Source organism: Pseudomonas sp. P1_F7 (genome assembly GCF_056405655.1).
The window spans coordinates 250,073-268,418 of sequence record NZ_JBFUBR010000003.1 but is presented as its reverse complement, the minus strand read 5'-3'; the positions used below and the strand labels follow the sequence as shown (position 1 = coordinate 268,418).

Sequence of the window (18,346 nt, the reverse complement as noted above, 5' to 3'; positions counted from 1 at the left end):
CGGCAGCTCCTACAGAATTTGTGTCAGACCGTCAGAAGTCTTTCGCGCAACTTGGCAATCTCGTCGCGCATCTGCGCCGCCGCTTCGAACTCCAGGTCGCGGGCAAGCTGATACATTTTCTCTTCCAGGGCTTTGATACGCTTGGCGATCTCGCCCGGCGAGCGCAATTCCGCTTCGTACCTGGCGTTTTCCTCGGCGGCCTTGGCCATGCCTTTGCGCTTCTTGCTGCGCGAACCGGGCACGGTGGCACCTTCCATGATGTCGGCAACGTCTTTGAACACGCCTTTTGGTGTGATGCCGTTGGCCAAGTTGAAGGCGATTTGCTTGTCACGACGACGCTCGGTTTCACCGATCGCCCTCTCCATGGAACCGGTAATCCGGTCGGCATACAGAATCGCCCGACCATTGAGGTTACGTGCCGCGCGGCCGATGGTCTGGATCAGCGAACGCTCGGAACGCAGGAAGCCTTCCTTGTCGGCATCGAGAATCGCCACCAATGAGACTTCCGGCATGTCCAGGCCTTCACGCAACAGGTTGATCCCCACCAGCACATCGAAGGTGCCCAGGCGCAGATCGCGGATGATCTCGACCCGCTCCACGGTGTCGATGTCCGAGTGCAGATAACGCACACGCACGCCGTGGTCGGCCAGGTAATCGGTCAAATCCTCGGCCATGCGCTTGGTCAGCGTGGTGACGAGCACCCGCTCTTCCAGAGCGACGCGCTTGGAGATTTCCGACAGCAAGTCGTCGACCTGGGTCAGTGCCGGGCGGATCTCGATTTGTGGGTCCACCAGCCCGGTCGGGCGCACTACCATGTCAATGACGCGCCCGGCGTGCTCGGCTTCATAGTTGCCCGGTGTCGCCGAGACGAAAATCGTCTGCGGGCTGATGCTTTCCCATTCATCGAAACGCATCGGCCGGTTGTCCAGGGCCGAAGGCAGGCGGAATCCGTATTCCACCAGCGTCTCTTTACGCGAGCGATCGCCCTTGTACATCGCGCCAACCTGCGGAACGCTGACGTGGGACTCGTCGATCACCAGCAAGGCATCGGCCGGCAGGTAATCGTAAAGGGTTGGTGGCGCCGCGCCGGCTTCGCGGCCGGACAGATAGCGCGAGTAGTTTTCGATGCCGTTGCAGTAACCCAGTTCGAGGATCATTTCCAGGTCGAAACGGGTGCGCTGCTCCAGGCGTTGGGCCTCCACCAGCTTGTTGTTGGAGCGCAGATATTCCAGGCGCTCCTGCAACTCGACCTTGATGCCTTCGACCGCGCCCATCAGGGTTTCCCGCGGTGTCACGTAGTGGCTCTTCGGGTAGAAGGTGAAGCGCGGCAGTTTGCGAATGACTTCGCCGGTCAGCGGATCGAATGCCGACAGGCTTTCCACTTCATCGTCGAAGAGCTCGATGCGGATCGCTTCAAAATCGGATTCCGCCGGGTGGATATCGATCACATCGCCACGCACACGGAAGGTCGCACGGGCAAAATCCATGTCGTTGCGGGTGTATTGCAGGTCGGCCAGGCGTCGCAGCAACTCACGCTGATCGAGCCGGTCGCCGCGGTCCACGTGCAACACCATTTTCAAATAGGTTTCCGGGCTGCCCAGGCCGTAGATGCAGGACACCGTGGTGACGATGATGGCGTCCTTGCGCTCAAGCAATGCCTTGGTCGCCGACAGACGCATCTGTTCGATGTGGTCGTTGATCGAGGCGTCTTTCTCGATGAAGGTGTCCGAGGACGGCACGTAGGCTTCGGGCTGGTAGTAGTCGTAGTAGGAAACGAAATATTCCACCGCGTTGTTCGGAAAAAACGCCTTGAACTCACCGTACAACTGCGCCGCCAGGGTCTTGTTCGGCGCCAGCACCAGGGTTGGGCGCTGTACCTGGGCGATCACATTGGCGATGCTGAAGGTCTTGCCCGAGCCGGTCACACCGAGCAGCGTCTGGTGCGCCAGCCCGGCCTCGATGCCCTCGACCATCAGGCGGATGGCTTCCGGCTGATCGCCGGCGGGCTCGAAACGGGTGACTAGCTGGAATTCAGACATGAAAAACCTCTGGATCACTCTTGCCGGCAAAACCGGCACGAACGAGAAAGACCGCAAACGACCGATGTCGCCCAAGGAAAAAACTGGATTGTGCTCAATGTGGAGCCGATTGCCAGCGCTTTCAAGGCAAACGTCCTACATCCGGTAAAGTCTCCGACACGACCAATCGACTAACGGTCGAAAAATAATCGGAAAAACTTACCTTAAAAGCCGAATCGCCTGTCGCCATTGATCGCGGATGGCCTCTATACTAGCTCCCCGTTTGTGCACCGCTCTAGTGCATTCGGCTGGAGCGCGACACGTCCCTCCACTCTCCATTCAGAGCCGCCGCAATAATGAGCCTGTTCTCCGCTGTCGAAATGGCACCACGCGATCCAATCCTGGGCCTCAACGAAGCATTCAACGCCGATACCCGGACCAACAAAGTCAACTTGGGGGTCGGTGTTTACTGCAACGAGGAGGGGCGAATTCCACTCCTGCGCGCCGTTGTCGAAGCTGAAACGATTCGCGCCGCTCAACACGTTTCCCGTGGCTACCTGCCAATCGACGGCATCGCCGCCTACGACCAGGCCGTGCAAAAGCTGCTGTTCGGCAATGATTCGCCGCTGATCGCCGCTGGCCGCGTGATCACCACCCAGGCCGTTGGCGGTACGGGTGCTCTGAAAATCGGTGCCGATTTCCTCAAGCAACTGCTGCCGAACGCCGTTGTGGCAATCAGCGATCCGAGCTGGGAAAACCACCGCGCCCTGTTCGAAACCGCTGGTTTCCCGGTGCAGAACTACCGCTACTACGACGCCGCGACCCACGACGTGAATCGCACCGGCATGCTGGAAGACCTGAACGCGCTGCCAAACGGCTCGATCATTGTGCTGCACGCCTGCTGCCACAACCCGACTGGCGTGGACCTGAGCCCGGCCGACTGGAAAAACGTCCTGGACGTGGTTAAAGCCAAAGGCCACGTGCCATTCCTCGACATGGCGTACCAAGGTTTCGGCGATGGCATCGACGAGGACGCCGCTGCCGTACGCCTGTTTGCCGAATCGGGCCTGACTTTCTTCGCTTCCAGCTCGTTCTCCAAGTCGTTCTCGCTGTACGGCGAGCGCGTAGGTGCCCTGTCGATCGTCAGCGAATCGAAAGAAGAAAGCGCGCGCGTGCTGTCGCAAGTCAAACGCGTGATCCGCACCAACTACTCCAACCCGCCGACCCACGGTGCCAGCGTTGTCGCTGCAGTGCTGAACAGCCCGGAGCTGCGCGCCCAGTGGGAGGCCGAACTGGCCGAAATGCGCCTGCGCATCCGTGGCATGCGTACCCAGATGGTCGATCTGCTGGCACAAAAAGCCCCTCAGCGCGATTTCAGCTTCGTCGGTCGTCAGTGCGGCATGTTCTCCTACTCTGGCCTGACGGTTGAGCAAGTTCACCGCCTGCGCAACGAGTTCGGCATCTACGCCCTGGACACTGGCCGCATCTGCGTGGCTGCGCTGAACCAGAGCAACATCAAGGTTGTGACGGACGCTATCGTCCAAGTCATCTGATTACGCCTTGAAATGAAAAACGGGAAGCCATGTGGCTTCCCGTTTTTTTATTTGTTGCAGATTAATCTCAAAGCGCTGGCTCTGCCCTCTAAACTCCACAGACTTGTATACACCCTGGAATTCCTGCGAGAACCCACATGAAAGACGATGACCTGCGCGCCGACCGCGATGACCTGGATGACCTGGATCACTTCATCCCCCGCGCCCCGACAAAACGTGGCAACAACCTGGTGATGCAAGTGGCCGCCGGTGTGTTTCTCGGCGGCCTGGCCCTGTGGTTGGTGCAATTGGGTGCCACGGCGCTCTACGCCAAACTGATGCTTGCCACGATTACCTTCGGCGGTTAAGCCAGTTCGGTCGCACGCTGACTGGCAGCGTCGTCATAGGCGACATACAGCGATTCAGCGACCTGACTCTTGATCGCTTTAGTGCTTTCCAGGCCCAGGACAAAACCTTCGGCCTTGCCGCCAGCACGGTTCAACTCTTCAGCATTGCTGGCCTGAGTGATGGCGTCGAACAACTTTTCGGCGTGAGGGCCGACACCTTTGGGCAGGCTGATCTGAGAGATACTCATCGGTGCACCCCGTGGTGTAGAGGTGTGAGGGTCAAATGATTCATGGCGCGTACCTTTTCGGCGAATGGCCGGCAGCGCGTGTCACCACTTCCGGGCGGCCATGGTAGACCTCTGGGGCGATCCTGGTAACCGCCAATCGCCGCTAAACCACCGCCCGTCCCGATGATTCGCTCCAATTGTTATTCGATGCTTGACTTCTCTTTTTGAATCAGTAAGATACGCGCCATTCCGCGATAGCTCAGTTGGTAGAGCAAGTGACTGTTAATCACTGGGTCCCTGGTTCGAGTCCAGGTCGTGGAGCCAGACAAGGTTCCAGAGAAGGCTTTCAAAATCTCTGAAACCACCGAAAAAACCCGCCTTCTGGCGGGTTTTTTCGTTTTGGCGTTCCGTCAGATATGGCCTACGGCTAAAGCTTTGTGGTCTGGTGAGCGGCGAGAGGACGGGGTGGCGCCCTATCCACCAGACTTGACTGCTTATTCGCTGTTTCAGTTTGACCCGTATTGTCAGGACGGATCTTGAACCAGATGGCGTACATCGCTGGCAGGAACACCAGCGTCATGATGGTTCCGACGAACGTGCCTCCGATCAGCGTGTAGGCCAGCGTCCCCCAGAAGACGGAGTGTGTCAGCGGAATGAATGCCAGGATTGCCGCAAGCGCTGTCAACAGTACCGGGCGGGCACGTTGCACCGTGGCTTCGACCACTGCGTGAAACGGGTCCAGCCCTTCTTGCGCGTTGTGATGGATTTGCCCAATCAGAATCAGCGTATTGCGCATCAAAATGCCCGAAAGGGCGATCAGACCGACCAGAGCATTGATACCAAACGGCTGCTGGAAGATAAGCAGTGTCGGCACCACGCCAATCAACCCCAGTGGCGAGGTGAGGAACACCATGATCATCGCCGAGATCGAACGGACCTGTAGAATGATGACCAGCAGCGTCATGGCAATCATGATCGGGAATAACGGCAACATCGCTTTACCGGCCTTGCCCGACTCCTCGATTGCACCCGCCTGCTCGATCCGGTATCCGCCAGGCAGCTTGTCGATGACCGGCTGCAGCTCCTTCATGATCACGCCCGAGACGTCTGGCGGCTGCAAGCCTTCGGCAATGTCGCCACGCACGGTGATGGTCGGTGTGCGGTCACGACGTCGCAGGATCGGATCTTCCATACGCACATCGACCACTCCCACCTGAGACAACGGAATCCGCTGACCCGCCGCACCTACCAGCGTAAAGCCTTCTATCCTAGCGGGATCGAGCCGGATATCACCCGCTGCGCGGCCAACCACCTGCACCGAACGAATGTCCTCACGAACCGCGGTGATCGGTACTCCGGCCAGCAGGAACTGTAATTGCTGCGCGACTGAATTTGACGTCAACCCCACCGCCTCCAGGCGATCCTGATCCAGAGCAAAATGCAGCGTCGGCGTCAGCGGCCCCCAATCGGTGTTGACGGTTCTCATCATCGGGCTCGACTGCAACACGTCCTGTACCTGGCCCGCAATCTCGCGCAACTTTGACGGATCAGGTCCCATCACCCGGTAGGCAACAGGGAATGGCGAGTACGGCCCGAAAACAAGCTGAGTCACCCTGACACGCGCTTCTGGGGCAAGTCCCTCAGCCGCCGCTTCGCGGATACGGAACTTGAGGGTCTCGCGCGCCTCCTGGCTGTCCGTCAGCACCACAATCTTCGCGAACGACGGATCAGGGAGTTCCGGCGCCATTGCCAGATAGAAGCGCGGCGCGCCTTGCCCGATATAGGCCGTGACGTTCTTTGCCTCATCCTGCTTTTGCAGCCAGGCCTCTATCTTGGCGGTGGTCGCGTTGGTCTGCTCAATGGAGGCCCCATAAGGCATTTGCACTTCAATCAATACCTCGGGACGGTCTGAGGTCGGGAAGAACTGCTTCTTGACCAGGCTCATGCCGAAGATCGCCACGACAAACAAAGCGATGACAGTGCCGGCCACCAGCCATTTGCGAGCGATGACTCGCGTCAAAACCTGGCGGAAGCGGTTGTAGTTAGGGGTGTTGTAGATGGCCGCGTGACCACCCTCTACCTTCTTGATGTTCGGCAACATCTTCACCCCCAGGTACGGGGTAAAAGCAACCGCAACCACCCAGGAGGCAATCAGGGCAATGCCCACGATCCAGAACATGTTGCTGGTGTACTCGCCAGCAGTCGACTGCGCGAAGCCGTTAGGCATAAAGCCAATCGCCGTCACCAGCGTACCGGCAAGCATCGGTGCAGCCGTATGGCTCCAGGCATAGGCGGAGGCTTTGATGCGGTCGTAGCCCTCCTCCATTTTCACCACCATCATTTCGATAGCGATGATGGCGTCGTCCACCAGCAGTCCGAGCGCCAGAATCAGCGAGCCGAGGGTAATTCGGTCAAAGTTCTTTCCAGTGGCCGCCATCACCACAAACACCACGGCCAACGTCAGCGGCACAGCCGCAGCGACCACAACGCCTACCCGCCAACCCATGCTGAGAAAGCAGACAAGCATCACCACGAGCAGCGCGACAAAAAATTTGACCATGAACTCGCCAACGGCCGAATCGATATTTGCCGATTGGTCGGTGACCTTGGAGAGTGTCATGCCCAATGGCATGCCCTCATTTATCTTGACTGTCTCCGCATCTAACGCCTTGCCGAGATCTAGACCGTTCCAGCCCTCTCGCATCACTATTCCCAGTAACAGAGCCTCTTCCCCGTTATTGCGAACAAGAAAGGTTGCCGGATCTTCATACCCGCGTTCGATCGTCGCCACGTCGGCGAGCTTGAGCGTGCGCCCCTGAACCGCAATGGGTGTGTCACGAATCTTTTGCACCTTATCGAAGGCGCCATCCAGCCGAAGGAAAACCTGTGGCCCATTGGTTTCGATCGAACCGGCGGGCGTGAGCACGTTTTGATTATTCAGCGCGGCAAAGATGTCCTGAGGAGATACACCCAAGGTGGCCAACCGATCATGGGAAAAGGAAACAAAGATACGTTCGGGCTGCTCCCCAATAATGTTGACCTTCTTCACGCCGGGCACATGCAACAGTTGTTGGCGCAACGACTCTGCATCACGCACCAACAGTCGCTGCGGTTCGCCTTTGGCTTTCAGGGCGAAAAGCGCAAATGTCACGTCCGAAAACTCGTCGTTGACCATTGGCCCGATGACACCCGCCGGCAGCTTCCTGGCCTCGTCGTCGAGTTTTTTACGCGCCTGATAGAACTCCTCCTGCACTTGCGAGGGCGGCGTACTATCGAGCAGTGACACCATCGTGAAAGCAAGGCCAGGACGGGTGTAGGTTTCCGTGCGGTCGTACCATTTCAGTTCTTGCAGGCGCTTTTCAAGTGGCTCTGCTACCTGATCCTGCATCTCCTGCGCCGTGGCGCCCGGCCACGCGGTAATGACCGTCAACTGCTTGACCGTAAACGGAGGATCTTCCGCACGCCCCAGCTGAAAGAACGACAAGATGCCCGCAACGGCAATCAGGAAGATCAGAAACACCGTGATAGAGCGCTCACGAACGGCGATCGCGGAAAGATTGAAGCGCCCCTCGCTCATGGACGACCCCCGGCAACTTTGACGTCATCCTGTTGAGGCAATCTCACCTCTTCACCTTCGCGCAACAGATGTGCGCCTAACGCTACGATCTGCTCGCCGACTTTGAGGTCACCCGCGACTCGCACTGTGTCGTCACTCAAGCCCAGGACTTGTACAGGTCGCCAGGCCACCTTCGCCGGTGTACCGGCGATGACCCACACGCCAGTGCCTTGGCCTGGGTCATAAACGGCAGCGATCGGTACTTGCAGCCCCTGCCCTTGCGTGGTGCCTTCAGCGATCCGAAGCGTGACGGTCGAACCTATCGGTGCATTGGCCAGCGCGCCCTCAAGCACATACCGCGCCTCGAAGGTGCGTGTCATGCGGTCGGCCGAGTCAGACAGCAGCCTCAGCTTCGCTGTAACAGCATCCGCGGCATTGCCATAAAGCGTCGCCTGCGCGGTGGATCCTGCTGCGGGACGCAACGTCTCGGGCAGATGCACGATCGCTTCGCGCTGCCCTGCCCGCGCCAGTCGAACCACGGGCTGTCCCGGGCTGACAACTTGTCCGGGCTCGGCGAGCGTCTCCACCACCACCCCATCGGAATCCGCAAACAGCACCGCATAACCAGAAGCATTACGGGCAACGTCAGCCTGCGCGTCTGCAGCGCTGAGCTGTGCTTTTGCCGTATCGGCTGCGGCTTTGATCTGGTCATAGGCCGATGCAGAAATAGCACCTGCGGCAACCAGACTGCGGTATCGCGCCTCGTCATCTGCTGTCTGCCTGGCTCGGGCCCGAGCGGCTATGACCGACTCCTGCTGTGCTCGCGCCTGCAACCCCAGGTCGATTGGGTCGAGGCGCATGAGTGGCTGACCACGTTTAACGGTCTGACCGGTGTCAACCAGACGCTCAAGCACCTTGCCCGACACCCGAAAGCCAAGGTCACCCTGGACGCGGGCAGCCACGACACCAGTGAAAGAACGTGAGGCGTCGGAGGAACCCTGAACCGCTGCGGACCTAACCAGAGGAGCATGCGTGCGTGGGTCTTCAATGGTGGATGAGTCGCCACATGCCGTCAGGACGAGGGGCAACAAGCAAGCGGCAATGGGGAAAGGTCGAAGCCGGCGCATAGGTTCCCTTACTTGAAAATAGGACGAGCGCTACATTCTCAGCCTAGTGACCAATTGTGTCAATAGTCACAAACCATGAAACATCCAGCTCCTCAAGCTCAACACAGAAACCGCCGCTATCAGTGATAAAAACCAAAATCTCCTCAAACCACCTCAATTGACAGGGTGTGACTATTGCGTAATATGGTCACAAATGTCCTCCGTTGAAGGAATCTCAATGCCTCCCCTCCGCCCCATTGCTCTTTTGGTCTGCGCCGGCTCATTGGCTGGTTGTGCGGTTGGTCCGGACTACCATCGTCCAGACGCTCCGCTTTCGGATCGTTACATGGGTCAGCCTTCTGTCGAACAGCGGCGTGGAGCGACGCCGACCAGCCTTGTAGCCTGGTGGGAAGGCTTTGGTGATCCCGTGCTGACCGACTTCATCTCCAAGGCGCTTGAGCAGAATCTGGACCTGGCGCAGGCGTCGGCGCGAGTCACACAGGCGCGGGCCGGACTAGGTGCTGCAAATGCCGCTTTACTCCCCTCAGGGAACATCAGCGCACAGGCCGCGCGCTCCTACCAGTCAATCGAGACGCCGCTCGGCCAGGTGTTGAACTCAACGCCTGGCAATGATCGGTACGCAAGTTCCTACGAGGCCAACCTCGATGCCAGCTGGGAGGCAGATGTCTTTGGCGGATTGCGCCGCGCACGCGAGGCTGCTCTGGCCGAGTACCAGGCTTCCCAGGCGGGCGTCGCTGCCACAAGGCTGGCCATCGCTACGCAGACCGCTGATATCTACATCACTATCCGCGGTCTGCAGACCCGGCTGGACATTGCGAATCGGCAAGTCAAAACGCAGCAGGATTTGTTAGAGAAAGTCCAATTGCTCTACAGCAAAGGGCTCGCCGCCAACTATCAGGTTCGCCAGACCGAGGGGGCGCTATCGCAGGTCCAAGCGACAGTGCCGGCCCTGCAGACCGGTCTGGATGCTGCGATGAATGCGCTGGATGTAATGCTCGGCACGCCGCCAGGCACTCACCGCACGCAACTGGCAAGTGCGGGGAGCATTCCTGTAGCGCCGCAGATAAAGGCGATGGGAACGCCGGCCGATTTGCTGCGCCGCAGGCCAGATCTCATTGTGGCTGAGCGCCGTCTTGCAGCCTCAAACGCACGCATCGGAGAGGCGATTGCTGAGTACTACCCGAAATTCTCCCTTAGCGCATTGCTGGGCAGTGCCACGGCTGTATCCGCAGGCAACCTTTTTACCGGCGGCGCCAGCCAGTCGGCGGGCGTATTGGGACTGCACTGGAGACTCTTCGACTTCAGTCGCATAAACGCCCAAATCGACCAGGCCAAGGGACAGGAAGCCGAAACCCTGGCCGCTTACCGTCAGTCCGTACTGCGTGCCACCGAGGATGTCGAGAATGCGCTCTCCTCACTGGTGAATCGGGAAGCTCAAGCAACCACCCTCACCGCTGGAGAGGCGTCTCTTACACAGGCTCGCCAATCGTCGTTCATTGCCTATGAGAAAGGCACGGCCAGCCTGATCGATGTCCTGCACGCTGACGAGACGATGCTGCAGGCTTCCGATGCCCGAGCTCAAGCACGAACGGAATCGGCACGAGCGGCGGTTGCGGCATTCAAGTCGCTAGGTGGTGGCTGGCAACCTCCTGAAGCCCGGCCTGTTGCGACACGATGACCTGATAGGTGGCGGGTCTGGCTTATCAAGGCATGAGGCTACGCAAGATGAGGTTGGAGGTGAGCGTGGGCGCTTCCTCGACGAAATCGAGGTTGTACTGCAGCAGCAAAGGATTGACGAATGGCCGCAGCGCGAGATGTATCGCTTCTACTGTCTCGTCCAGTGGAGTCTTACGTTCAAATTCGCCAATTTCTCGCCCTTCCCGCACGATTTGCAACACGAAATGTTTGATCTGTGCGTCATAAACCTGCGAACTGGGCCAGCTTTCCGACGCCGCGAACGCTGCAATGTCATACAGTTTTCGGTCGTTGAAGAACAGACTCACACCTGTGGCGATCACCGTTTTGACCAAGCGTCGAAAGCGCTCCGTCGGCGACAGGTCTTCTACATTGATTGCCTGCTCCACAGCCGCGACGATTTCTGCCAGACAATTTGCACAGATGGCTTCACCGATCGCCTGCTTGGAATCAAAAAATTTGTAGATGTAGGCCTTTGAAAACCCGATGGCCTTGGCCAGGTCGGAAACCGTGGTTTTGCCGTAGCCGTACTGACTGAAATGTTCATTGGCCGCCGCGACAATCTGGTCTCGAATGTCGTGATCGGCTGGGCCACGGGGGCTGGGCGAAGATGAAGATTTTGATGGCTGATTCATGAGTACAGCTTACTCACCCTATCGAAGACTGACAACTTGTGACCGATTGGTTCTATAGTCACAAAGCCGATCTGTCTATTCGACAGATCGGCCTTTTTCAGTCGCCGTGAACGTCAGACATGCTCACTGCTTTTTAAGTGCGCCGCACGTGGCTCGCCATGCCCGTGGTCCACCTCAACCACCGGAATTTCCTTGCCGTCGCAATCGTGCAGTTTACCGTCGCTGAAGTAATCCCCTTCACGCAATGCCGCCAGATCCTGATAACGCAGCACCCGCTCGGTACCGGCCGCAAACACCGATTGCTGGTCAGAGTTACCGGCGGTGAGATGGTTGAAGGTCAGGTTCAGCACAATAGCCATGATCGCCGAAGAACTGATGCCCGAATGGAAAATGGTCGCGAACCAGCTTGGGAAGTGATCGTAGAAGTTCGGTGCCGCGATCGGGATCATGCCGAAGCCAATCGAAGTCGCGACAATGATCAGATTGACGTTGTTGCGGTAGTCGACCTTGGACAAGGTACGAATGCCGCTGGCCGCGACGGTGCCGAACAGCACGATGCCTGCGCCACCCAGTACCGAGGTCGGCACGGCGGCGATAACCCGGCCCATGAACGGCAGCAGGCCGAGGATCACCAGAAACAGACCGCCGGTGGCCACCACGTAGCGGCTCTTGATGCCGGTAACCGCCACCAGGCCGACGTTCTGGGCGAAGGCGCTTTGGGTGAAGGAGCCGAAGATCGGCGCGAACATGCTCGACAGCATGTCGGCACGCAGACCGTTGCCCAGGCGCTTGGAATCGACCTTGGTGCCGATGATCTCACCGACGGCCAGAATGTCGGCCGAGGTTTCCACCAGCGTCACCATCACCACGATGCACATCGACAGGATCGCAGCGAAGTGAAAGGTCGGCATGCCGAAATGGAACGGTGTCGGGAAGCCGAACATCGGGCCCTGGGTTACGGACGAGAAATCCGCCATGCCGAGGAACACCGCGATGATCGTGCCGACGACCATGGCCAGCAGAATCGACAGGCGGGAGATGGTCGCACTGCCGATTTTGCTCAGCAGCAGCACCAGCACCAGCGTTACCGCCGCCAGACCGATATTCGCCATGCTGCCGAAGTCCGGCGCGTGACTGTTGCCGCCCATGGCCCAGCGCGCGGCTACCGGCATCAGCGTCAGGCCGATGGTGGTAATCACGATGCCGGTCACCAGCGGCGGGAAGAACCTGGTGATACGCGAGAACACCGGAGTTATCAGCAATCCGATCAGGGACGCCGCTATCACCGCGCCCAACACCGACTGAAACCCGCCCTCCCCACCACTGCTGACAATCGCCACCATGGTCGCGACGCCGGAGAAGGACACGCCCTGCACCAGCGGCAATTGACAACCAAAAAACGGTAAACCCAGGGTTTGCAGCAACGTTGCCAGCCCCCCCGCAAACAATGAAGCAGCAATCAACAAACCGATGTCCGCCGGCGAGAGCCCGGCCGCCTGGCCGATGATCAATGGCACCGCGACAATACCGCCATACATGGTTAGAACATGTTGCAGGCCATAAGCCATATTCGCGCCGATCCCAAGATTTTCGTCCTCGGGCCGTTGGTGTGAAACATGGGGCGTTTTCATGGTAGGGGGTTCCCTGGTTTTTGTTATTCGCACACTGTATGCAATAGTCAGGACAAATGTCTATAGAGTTGTATACAACTTATCAGTCACAAAATGGATACCTGTCCATTTCCGCCTGACACCCACCCTCCTGGCCCCGCCAAAAAACCTTGAAATACATCCCTCGCGGTCCACCCCCGGGTGCTGACTAGTCTTTTGAACTCCTGGCGACCATCGGTAAGGCCCGCCCCTTCCATATACATATAAAGTATGCATAATGAAGTCATGCGAAATTCAGTACCACAAGGCAAAGAACGCAGCCAACAAACTCAAGCACCAAGGCATCAGCCTCGCAGAGACCGAACCGGTATTCCATGACGAACGAGCGCTGACCATCGAGGACAACCACCATGATGAACAACGCTGGATCACCCTGGGGCTGGATGCCAAAGGCCGGTTGCTGGTCGTCGCGTACACCTACCGCGATCCGAATTTCGTTCGAATCATTTCCGCGCGCATTGCCACCAAAAGCGAGCGCCGTCAGTATCTGGAGGCATGACCGATGAAAGACGAATACGATTTCAGTAACGCCAGGCGCGGGACCGTGGCGCCCGCCAAAGGCAAGACCCGCATTACCATCATGCTCGATGACGCGGTCATCGAAGCCGCCCGGGCCTTGGCAGAACACGAGGGGTACGGCTACCAGACGGCGATCAACAATACGTTGCGCCGAGCCCTGCTCAACGAAGGCAAGACCACACAACTGAAACAAACTCTCACCCCTGCCGAACTCAAGGGCCTGGAGCAGAAACTGGCAGAGGCCTTGCGCGAAATTCAACGGGTGATGGAGCCGGGTGTTCAGCCCTGAAACACAAAGGGCCGATCAATCAGATCAGCCCTTGGTGATGTCTACGATCAGCCAGCTATTGCGGCGCTGCGATCAATCGCTCCAGCGTCCGCGCCAATTGCGCCTGTTCCGGTACGCGAATGCTGAACTCGCTGCCCAGCAGGCCAATCAGTTCCTGCACATCCGTCACCTCCCGCCGCTCGCTGTCATGGCCAATCCGGTGAATCGCGAAGCTGCCATTGTTGAGCGTACGGCGCCAGCCCTCCCCGGTGCGCGCCACCATCAACTGCTTGACGAAAGACGACTCGGGGTGGGTCGAGACGTACCAGTTGCCCACAGCAAAATCGATATCTTCCTGGCGTTGCAGGTCGAAGATGTACATCGCCCGCCATTCGCCCGCAATGTTGGCGCGCAGGGTAAAGCCGTCGACGTGCAGGTCGATGCGATACGGCTCGTGCGGGGTGGGTTGTTCGGCGCGGGAGTCGAGCAACAGGGGCGCGGTCGGTACCATACCGCCGAAGCCGACGTCGGTGATGTAGCGCACGTCATCGATGATGACCAGGCTCAGGCGATGGGTCCGGGCAGTCCAGGCACCCTCTGGCTGACCCATCACCACCCGTCCGCTGATGGCACGGGCGTCGAAACCCAAATCCTCAAGCAAGGCCAGAAACAGGTTGTTGAGTTCGTAGCAGTAACCGCCACGACCATCGTGCAAGACCTTCTGCTCGATGGACGGCAAGTCGATCAGCACCGGTTCGCCGGATAATGTGGTGAGGTTTTCAAACGGGAAGGTGCCGGTATGGCGCAATTGCAGTTGGCGCAAGGTTTCCAGGGTCGGCGCCGGAGGTGCATCGAAGCCCAGGCGTCGCAGATACAAAGCACGGTCGGTCAGGCGTGGCTCGCTCATCGTTCAATCCTTTTGCACGCAAGCGGCGGATTGCTCCGCCAGTGGCCGCTATGTATACGGGATCAAGCACTGCCACCGACAATTGATTTAGCCAATCGCCGGAAATGAAAAAACTCAACGGCGCTTGCGCAGTCCTACACACCAACATCAGGTAACGACCCATCCCTGGAGACGACCATGATGAACATCAGAATGACTTCGCTGCTCTTGGCGGGATTGTTGTCGGCAACGTCCCTGGCCACGTTGGCGGCATCCGGCGATGGCGCTGGCGCGACCGGTACGACATCGGGCGCCACCCGCAACTCAACCAAGCCGCCAGACAACAACCGACCCAGCGAACCCTCGGGTGACTACAGCCGCGGTCATGGCCCCAGTTCGTCAAGCGGCAGCACCGGCGTCAATGGTCCGGGCAGTGGCGCGGGCGGTGGCACCGGCGCCCCCGGAGGAGGAACTGGTGGCGCTGGCGGTGGGACGGGCAGCTGGACAAACAAAAACAGCCGATGACGTGCAATTATTGTCTGCTTTTTGTCGCTTGGGGCTTACATCGGCTTGACCGCCGGCGGGTTCCATTGGCCATTCAGCGCCTCGGCTTTCGGGCCGTATAAACGCATGGTCAGGTTGAACGGCCCTTTGGGCGCCGGCAGCCAGTTGGCTTCCAGATCCTTGCCGGGGCTTTCGTTCTGGAAATAGAGGTCCAGCGAGCCATCGGCGTTGCTCTTGAACGGCATCCAGCTACTGATCGCAAAACGATTGAGCGAGTTGCCGACCTGGAAACCTTCAGGGTCATACAGGGTGATCGACCAGAAGGCGCTCACCGGCGGCGTCTGGCCCTTACTGAAATGCAGTACGTACTTGTTCGCACCGTCGAGTGGCTTGCCGTTGCTGTCGCCGATGTTCAACGGATAAATCGCGTCCTCGGGCAGGTTGGCACCGAGCCCCATCTGCGTAACGATGGCGCGCTTGAGATAGTAGTTGCCGTAGACACCCATGGTGTCAGTGTTCATCGACCAGCCATTGACCTCCCGCGCCAGGGTCGGCACTTTCCAGGTCATCAAGGCCTGCGCATCCTGAGGCACTGTTTGCAGCGCGGCCTGGATTTGCGGGTCCAGTGCGTCCATGTCGAACGGCTTGCCAGCTTCGATACCGATACGTTTGATCTGCGCCAGCATTGGCTGATCGGTGCTGTGCGGCGGGTTCACCTTCAGCAGTTCGGCAGCGTAAGTGAAATAATTGGCAGCCGACATGGAGTCGACCTGAATCTTCGGTGGCGTTTTCATGTCCACCGCCGGGTCGACTTTCACGGTGACGGCTTCAGGTTCCTTGCCCAACCGGGACAACGGCGTCACCGTATAACCGGCCTGGATCTTGTGAACCGCCGCGTAATCCGCCGCGCCGTCAGTCTTGGTACGACCGATGACCCAGACAAACGGGGTTGGCGCCGGCAGATGACTCATCCCGGCGGGCACAGTGCCGGTCCACCCCGGCGGCGTCACCAGGAATTGCCCGGCCTCGGTGCCCGTGGTGCGCCAGCCCGGCGAAGCGAACACGTCAGTCCACATATCGAGCATCGGTAACAGGTAGAAACGCCCGTCGGTATCGGGCGCGGCGATCACCAGCGGTTCCTTGGTCAAATCCAGCCAGGCAATCGAATACAAGGTGTCGAAATTAGAGCGCACCACCCCTTTGAAATCGGCCGGCGGGTACTGCGGCACACTCACAAACATGTTCATCGGGCCTTTGCCGAACTCCTTACCCGGCTCGATGTTGGTGAATTGCTTGCGGGTGAGGTCCATGCTCAGCAGCGGGTAAAAATAGATGTAGGCGTCCACGCCGATTGCGTGAGCTTCTTCGGCAGTGATTTTCGATTGCGCGTGGCTGGCCAGCGGGAAAATGACAGCGGCTGCGACGGTCAGAGCAACGGCTGTCAACGTTGGAGGTAGCAACATGTTGGCGATCGTCCGTGCGAGGGAGAGCCTGCCGGGTGCGGCAGCGCTAACGGAACTCTAGACGATCAATTCCGCCAGGCCCGGGAGACGGACCACCGGCAGCAAAAGCACTTCAGCGGTCGGAGCGCATCAACGCCTCGACGCCACCGGCCATCGACAACGTGGCCACGCGGTTTCGCCCCGAATGCTTGGCCTGATACAACGCCGCATCCGCCCGCTCGACAAACACATCCATGCTGTCACGCCCCGACGGCACAAACGAATAGCAACCCAGACTGACTGTCACGTAACCGTTGGGCGAGCCGGTGTGACTGATGTGCTTGTCGATGACGCTGCGGCGGATCTGCTCGGCAATCGTCATGGCGCCGTGGATGTCGGTGTCGGGCAGCAGCACCGCAAACTCTTCGCCGCCGTAACGCACCGCCAGATCGGCCTTGCGGTGGCAGCAACTCTTCAGCGCCCGTGCCACTTCGGCCAGGCAATGATCCCCCACCACGTGCCCGTAGGTGTCGTTGTAGCGCTTGAAGTAATCGATATCGAGCATGATCAGGCTCAAGGGGCTCGCCTGCCGGGCGCCGCGCCCGAACTCAATGTCCAGCGCCCGCTCGAATAATCGGCGGTTGGCCAGCCCGGTCAGGCTGTCGTGGGTGGCGATCAGTTCCAGCGCTTCCTGGGCCCTGCGCAAGTCCGACTCGACCCGCTCGCCAACACGCACCTGATGAAGGAACACCCAACCGAACAACCCCACGCCCAGCAACACCAGGGCAACGATGAGACTGGAGCGAAACGCCGTGTCGTACCAGCCCGCGAGAATGGATTCCGTGGACGACGCCGCGGCGACCACCAGCGGATACGCCTCCAGCTGTCGGTAACCGTACATGCGTGTCACACCATCGATGGTGGACGTGAACAGAGCATTGCCGGAGGTGGCCAGTGGCAGGAACTTCTGGAAAATCTCGCCATGGGCCAGCGACACGCCGATCTGCGCCTCTACAAAAGGTCGCCGCGCCAATAACGTGCCATCGGTCAGACCGAGAAACATTGAGCCATTGTCGTCGAGGCTGAAGCTTTTGAAGAACTGGTCGAAGTACGACATCTTGATGCCGGCCAGCAACACCCCCTGGAAATGGCCGTTCCTGTCGTTGACCCGTTTGGAAACCGGAATGATCCACTCGCCGTTTTCCCGGCTGCGGATGGCCGGGCCGATATGCGCCACCGACGATACGTTCTGCTGGTGATACTTGAAGTACTCGCGATCCGCGACCCCGGCACCCCGGGGCAGATTTTCAAACGAGGTCACCACCCACTGGCCCTTCTGGTCAAACAGCAGGATGCCGTGCAATTGATCCAGCGCCAGCACCCGCCGGGCGAAGGTCTGCTGCAAGCGTGGTCGCTGGTCCGGGCCGAAACCGTCGACCTGAATCCAGTCCACCAGACTGGTCAGCACCAGGTCGGCCTTCATGAAGGTGTCTTCGGCTTGCTGCGCCATGGCCCGCGTCAGGTTCGAAGACGCCACTTGCGCCAGGTTCAGATCATGGCGACGGGACTGTTCCAGTTGCAGGTAGAGCAAACCGCACAGGCACAGGCATACCGTGGCAATGAACAACACCGCCGCCTTGCGCAGCGGTATGCGTTTCAATGCAACGCCAGGGGTGTGCTCCGGATGGTTAAAGCGTGTGGGCAAAAGTTCATCCTGTCGGGGGCAAGGCATGGGCAACGCCCTAAAGCCCTCATTTTTTTGTAGGCCGCAGTTTACGGGGTTATCCATGACAAATGGGCGGCCACTTGCCCAGCGGTCTTACACCTGCCCGGTGATGCTGCCCGAGCACAACATCTGCACCCTGCTTGTGTTGCAAACATGACCCAGGGCAAGCGCTACCTGCGCGTCAACGAGCTACG

Annotated in this window: 16 protein-coding genes and 1 tRNA gene; 8 read left to right on the top strand and 9 right to left on the bottom strand. The window is 59.1% G+C overall.

Annotated elements, in window-relative coordinates; genetic code table 11:
- Positions 1 to 23 precede the first annotated feature (23 nt).
- Positions 24 to 2,039: an excinuclease ABC subunit UvrB gene (gene uvrB / locus AC1D1M_RS05245; RefSeq protein ID WP_223448395.1), complete on the bottom strand. Its 2,016-nt coding sequence runs from the start codon at positions 2,037 to 2,039 to the stop codon at positions 24 to 26.
- On the opposite strand from uvrB, the gene AC1D1M_RS05240 reads away from it, so the two are divergent.
- From AC1D1M_RS05240 to AC1D1M_RS05230, 3 genes are all read left to right on the top strand, one after another.
- The gene (locus AC1D1M_RS05240) at positions 2,038 to 2,187 is read left to right on the top strand and encodes a hypothetical protein (RefSeq protein WP_477774811.1); all 150 of its coding nucleotides are present in this window, start codon (positions 2,038 to 2,040) and stop codon (positions 2,185 to 2,187) included. The two genes, uvrB and AC1D1M_RS05240, sit on opposite strands and share 2 nt — an antisense overlap.
- A 187-nt stretch (positions 2,188 to 2,374) precedes the next feature.
- Complete coding sequence (locus AC1D1M_RS05235) at positions 2,375 to 3,571, top strand: amino acid aminotransferase (RefSeq protein ID WP_057715589.1); 1,197 nt, start codon at positions 2,375 to 2,377, stop codon at positions 3,569 to 3,571.
- Between the two features lie 137 nt (positions 3,572 to 3,708).
- Positions 3,709 to 3,918 carry a hypothetical protein gene (locus AC1D1M_RS05230; RefSeq protein ID WP_477774810.1) on the top strand — a complete coding sequence of 70 codons (210 nt, stop codon included), beginning with the start codon at positions 3,709 to 3,711 and terminating at the stop codon, positions 3,916 to 3,918.
- On the opposite strand, the gene AC1D1M_RS05225 is transcribed toward AC1D1M_RS05230, so the two are convergent.
- Positions 3,915 to 4,145 (bottom strand): hypothetical protein, encoded by a 231-nt coding sequence (locus AC1D1M_RS05225; protein ID WP_477774809.1) that lies wholly within the window; start codon positions 4,143 to 4,145, stop codon positions 3,915 to 3,917. The two genes, AC1D1M_RS05230 and AC1D1M_RS05225, sit on opposite strands and share 4 nt — an antisense overlap.
- Positions 4,146 to 4,372: 227 nt before the next feature.
- Between AC1D1M_RS05225 and AC1D1M_RS05220 the strand changes: the two genes are divergently transcribed.
- Positions 4,373 to 4,448: transfer RNA gene (locus AC1D1M_RS05220), tRNA-Asn, on the top strand.
- 103 nt (positions 4,449 to 4,551) lie between these two features.
- Here the strand turns inward: AC1D1M_RS05220 and AC1D1M_RS05215 are convergent.
- On the bottom strand, positions 4,552 to 7,701 hold the full coding sequence (locus AC1D1M_RS05215) for an efflux RND transporter permease subunit (protein ID WP_477774808.1): 3,150 nt from the start codon (positions 7,699 to 7,701) through the stop codon (positions 4,552 to 4,554).
- Positions 7,698 to 8,807: an efflux RND transporter periplasmic adaptor subunit gene (locus AC1D1M_RS05210; protein ID WP_477774807.1), complete on the bottom strand. Its 1,110-nt coding sequence runs from the start codon at positions 8,805 to 8,807 to the stop codon at positions 7,698 to 7,700. The genes AC1D1M_RS05215 and AC1D1M_RS05210 overlap by 4 nt, the downstream gene beginning before the upstream one ends.
- A gap of 217 nt (positions 8,808 to 9,024) precedes the next feature.
- On the opposite strand from AC1D1M_RS05210, the gene AC1D1M_RS05205 reads away from it, so the two are divergent.
- Positions 9,025 to 10,485: an efflux transporter outer membrane subunit gene (locus AC1D1M_RS05205; protein WP_477774806.1), complete on the top strand. Its 1,461-nt coding sequence runs from the start codon at positions 9,025 to 9,027 to the stop codon at positions 10,483 to 10,485.
- Between the two features lie 25 nt (positions 10,486 to 10,510).
- Here AC1D1M_RS05205 and AC1D1M_RS05200 read toward each other — a convergent pair whose 3' ends face one another.
- On the bottom strand, positions 10,511 to 11,137 hold the full coding sequence (locus tag AC1D1M_RS05200; RefSeq protein WP_477774805.1) for a TetR/AcrR family transcriptional regulator: 627 nt from the start codon (positions 11,135 to 11,137) through the stop codon (positions 10,511 to 10,513).
- Positions 11,138 to 11,250: 113 nt separating this feature from the next.
- The gene (locus tag AC1D1M_RS05195) at positions 11,251 to 12,768 is read right to left on the bottom strand and encodes a nucleobase:cation symporter-2 family protein (protein WP_477774804.1); all 1,518 of its coding nucleotides are present in this window, start codon (positions 12,766 to 12,768) and stop codon (positions 11,251 to 11,253) included.
- Positions 12,769 to 13,024: 256 nt separating this feature from the next.
- Between AC1D1M_RS05195 and AC1D1M_RS05190 the strand changes: the two genes are divergently transcribed.
- Both AC1D1M_RS05190 and AC1D1M_RS05185 read left to right on the top strand, forming a co-directional pair.
- The gene (locus AC1D1M_RS05190; protein WP_477774803.1) at positions 13,025 to 13,306 is read left to right on the top strand and encodes a BrnT family toxin; all 282 of its coding nucleotides are present in this window, start codon (positions 13,025 to 13,027) and stop codon (positions 13,304 to 13,306) included.
- A 3-nt stretch (positions 13,307 to 13,309) separates the two neighbouring features.
- On the top strand, positions 13,310 to 13,615 hold the full coding sequence (locus AC1D1M_RS05185; protein WP_477774802.1) for a BrnA antitoxin family protein: 306 nt from the start codon (positions 13,310 to 13,312) through the stop codon (positions 13,613 to 13,615).
- Positions 13,616 to 13,670: 55 nt separating this feature from the next.
- On the opposite strand, the gene AC1D1M_RS05180 is transcribed toward AC1D1M_RS05185, so the two are convergent.
- Positions 13,671 to 14,501, bottom strand: a complete 831-nt coding sequence (locus AC1D1M_RS05180; RefSeq protein ID WP_477774801.1) for an arylamine N-acetyltransferase family protein — start codon at positions 14,499 to 14,501, stop codon at positions 13,671 to 13,673.
- 177 nt (positions 14,502 to 14,678) lie between these two features.
- On the opposite strand from AC1D1M_RS05180, the gene AC1D1M_RS05175 reads away from it, so the two are divergent.
- Positions 14,679 to 15,005, top strand: coding sequence for a hypothetical protein (locus tag AC1D1M_RS05175; RefSeq protein WP_477774800.1), 327 nt, complete (start codon positions 14,679 to 14,681; stop codon positions 15,003 to 15,005).
- A 35-nt stretch (positions 15,006 to 15,040) separates the two neighbouring features.
- Here AC1D1M_RS05175 and AC1D1M_RS05170 read toward each other — a convergent pair whose 3' ends face one another.
- Both AC1D1M_RS05170 and AC1D1M_RS05165 read right to left on the bottom strand, forming a co-directional pair.
- A complete protein-coding gene (locus AC1D1M_RS05170; protein ID WP_477774799.1) occupies positions 15,041 to 16,447 on the bottom strand; it encodes a DUF1254 domain-containing protein in 1,407 nt (468 codons plus the stop codon).
- A 112-nt stretch (positions 16,448 to 16,559) separates the two neighbouring features.
- Positions 16,560 to 18,158, bottom strand: coding sequence for a sensor domain-containing diguanylate cyclase (locus AC1D1M_RS05165; RefSeq protein ID WP_477774798.1), 1,599 nt, complete (start codon positions 18,156 to 18,158; stop codon positions 16,560 to 16,562).
- Between the last annotated feature and the right edge of the window lie 188 nt (positions 18,159 to 18,346).